This window comes from Aquimarina sp. MMG015 (assembly GCF_018100855.1).
Classification (GTDB): domain Bacteria; phylum Bacteroidota; class Bacteroidia; order Flavobacteriales; family Flavobacteriaceae; genus Aquimarina; species Aquimarina latercula.
This window is the reverse complement of record NZ_JAGJEB010000026.1, coordinates 1-2,416: the sequence shown is the minus strand read 5'-3', so window position 1 is coordinate 2,416 and position 2,416 is coordinate 1. Positions and strand designations below refer to the sequence as shown.

Below are 2,416 nucleotides of genomic sequence, written 5' to 3'. Positions count from 1 at the left end.
GTGGAGAATATCGGAGTCGAACCGATGACCTCCTGCGTGCAAGGCAGGCGCTCTAGCCAGCTGAGCTAATCCCCCATTAATGAAATCCTAAATGTCGAATTCAGAATCCCGAATGATGAAGTAATGAATTCTCAACTTCTAAAATTTCCTTTCAATAAAATTAGTATGAACTTAATTTTAAGTCTTACGACTTGTAGTCTCAGGCAGACTCGAACTGCCGACCTCTACATTATCAGTGTAGCGCTCTAACCAGCTGAGCTATGAGACTTCTTCATAGTTGATAATTGATGCTTAATCGCTATTAGTAAAACTAACAACCAAAAAATACAACTATACAATAAATTAATTAACAGCTTAAGACTAAAAACACCTCAAAATAACAATTCCTGAGTATCGTCTTTCTCTAGAAAGGAGGTGTTCCAGCCGCACCTTCCGGTACGGCTACCTTGTTACGACTTAGCCCCAGTTACCAGTTTTACCCTAGGCCGCTCCTTACGGTGACGGACTTCAGGTACCCCCAGCTTCCATGGCTTGACGGGCGGTGTGTACAAGGCCCGGGAACGTATTCACCGGATCATGGCTGATATCCGATTACTAGCGATTCCAGCTTCACGGAGTCGAGTTGCAGACTCCGATCCGAACTGTGATAGGTTTTATAGATTCGCTCCTTCTCGCAAAGTGGCTGCTCTCTGTACCTACCATTGTAGCACGTGTGTGGCCCAGGACGTAAGGGCCGTGATGATTTGACGTCATCCCCACCTTCCTCGCGGTTTGCACCGGCAGTCTTGCTAGAGTTCCCGACATTACTCGCTGGCAACTAACAACAGGGGTTGCGCTCGTTATAGGACTTAACCTGACACCTCACGGCACGAGCTGACGACAACCATGCAGCACCTTGTAATATGTCCGAAGAAAAGTCTATCTCTAAACCTGTCATACTACATTTAAGCCCTGGTAAGGTTCCTCGCGTATCATCGAATTAAACCACATGCTCCACCGCTTGTGCGGGCCCCCGTCAATTCCTTTGAGTTTCATTCTTGCGAACGTACTCCCCAGGTGGGTTACTTATCACTTTCGCTTAGCCACTCAGACCGAAGTCCGAACAGCTAGTAACCATCGTTTACGGCGTGGACTACCAGGGTATCTAATCCTGTTCGCTACCCACGCTTTCGTCCCTTAGCGTCAATACATTATTAGTGATCTGCCTTCGCAATCGGTATTCTAAGTAATATCTATGCATTTCACCGCTACACTACTTATTCTAACCACTTCATAATGATTCAAGACCTGCAGTATCAATGGCAATTTTCCGGTTGAGCCGAAAACTTTCACCACTGACTTACAGACCCGCCTACGGACCCTTTAAACCCAATGATTCCGGATAACGCTTGGATCCTCCGTATTACCGCGGCTGCTGGCACGGAGTTAGCCGATCCTTATTCGTAGAGTACCGTCAGAGTTCCACACGTGAAACTGTTTCTTCCTCTATAAAAGTAGTTTACAACCCATAGGGCAGTCTTCCTACACGCGGCATGGCTGGATCAGAGTTGCCTCCATTGTCCAATATTCCTCACTGCTGCCTCCCGTAGGAGTCTGGTCCGTGTCTCAGTACCAGTGTGGGGGATCTCCCTCTCAGGACCCCTATCTATCGTTGCCTTGGTATGCCGTTACCATACCAACTAGCTAATAGAACGCATAGCCATCTTATAGCAATAAATCTTTAATGATTAAATGATGCCATCTTATCATACTATAAGGTATTAATCCAAATTTCTCTGGGCTATCCCTTACTATAAGGTAGGTTCTATACGCGTTACGCACCCGTGCGCCGGTCGTCGTCAAGTGCAAGCACTCACGTTACCCCTCGACTTGCATGTGTTAAGCCTGCCGCTAGCGTTCATCCTGAGCCAGGATCAAACTCTTCATCGTGTATTCTTAAATATTATTTAACAATAACAACAGGAATTTTAAATCGTATCTCAAAAATGCTTCTAGTCTTAATTCTTATTGTAATATGATCGTAAATAAATACAACCATAATACGCGCTGTCAATCAATATATCAATGAACTTTTTTAACTAACTGAAAACAATCTTCATTGCCAGTCGTTAATCGAAAATTAACAAGGAATCGAACCCTGTAAATGAACCTAATCACTCTACTCCAGTACAACTTTTATTCTTATGAACTTCGCTTGTTTCTCAAAGCGGGTGCAAATATACAACCTCTTTTTAATTCCACAAAACTTTTTTGAAAAAAAATAAAGTTTTTTTTAGAACCTGAACCAAATCTACAAAAGCATCTAAACCCCAGTAAAACCTAACTCAAACAAACAAAATCAATCTCAATGAACACAACAAAACAATATCCCGTTTTGCGGGTGCAAACATACAACCCTTTTTCTAATCAACAACAA

Annotated in this window: 2 tRNA genes and 1 rRNA gene; all 3 read right to left on the bottom strand. The window is 43.5% G+C overall.

What is annotated here, in order from left to right:
- Position 1: 1 nt before the first annotated feature.
- The 3 genes from J8L88_RS23320 to J8L88_RS23310 all read right to left on the bottom strand — a co-directional run bounded on the left by J8L88_RS23320 (position 2) and on the right by J8L88_RS23310 (position 1,929).
- Positions 2-75 (bottom strand) — tRNA-Ala (locus tag J8L88_RS23320).
- Between the two features lie 119 nt (positions 76-194).
- Positions 195-268: transfer RNA gene (locus J8L88_RS23315), tRNA-Ile, on the bottom strand.
- A gap of 139 nt (positions 269-407) precedes the next feature.
- Positions 408-1,929 (bottom strand): 16S ribosomal RNA (locus J8L88_RS23310).
- Between the last annotated feature and the right edge of the window lie 487 nt (positions 1,930-2,416).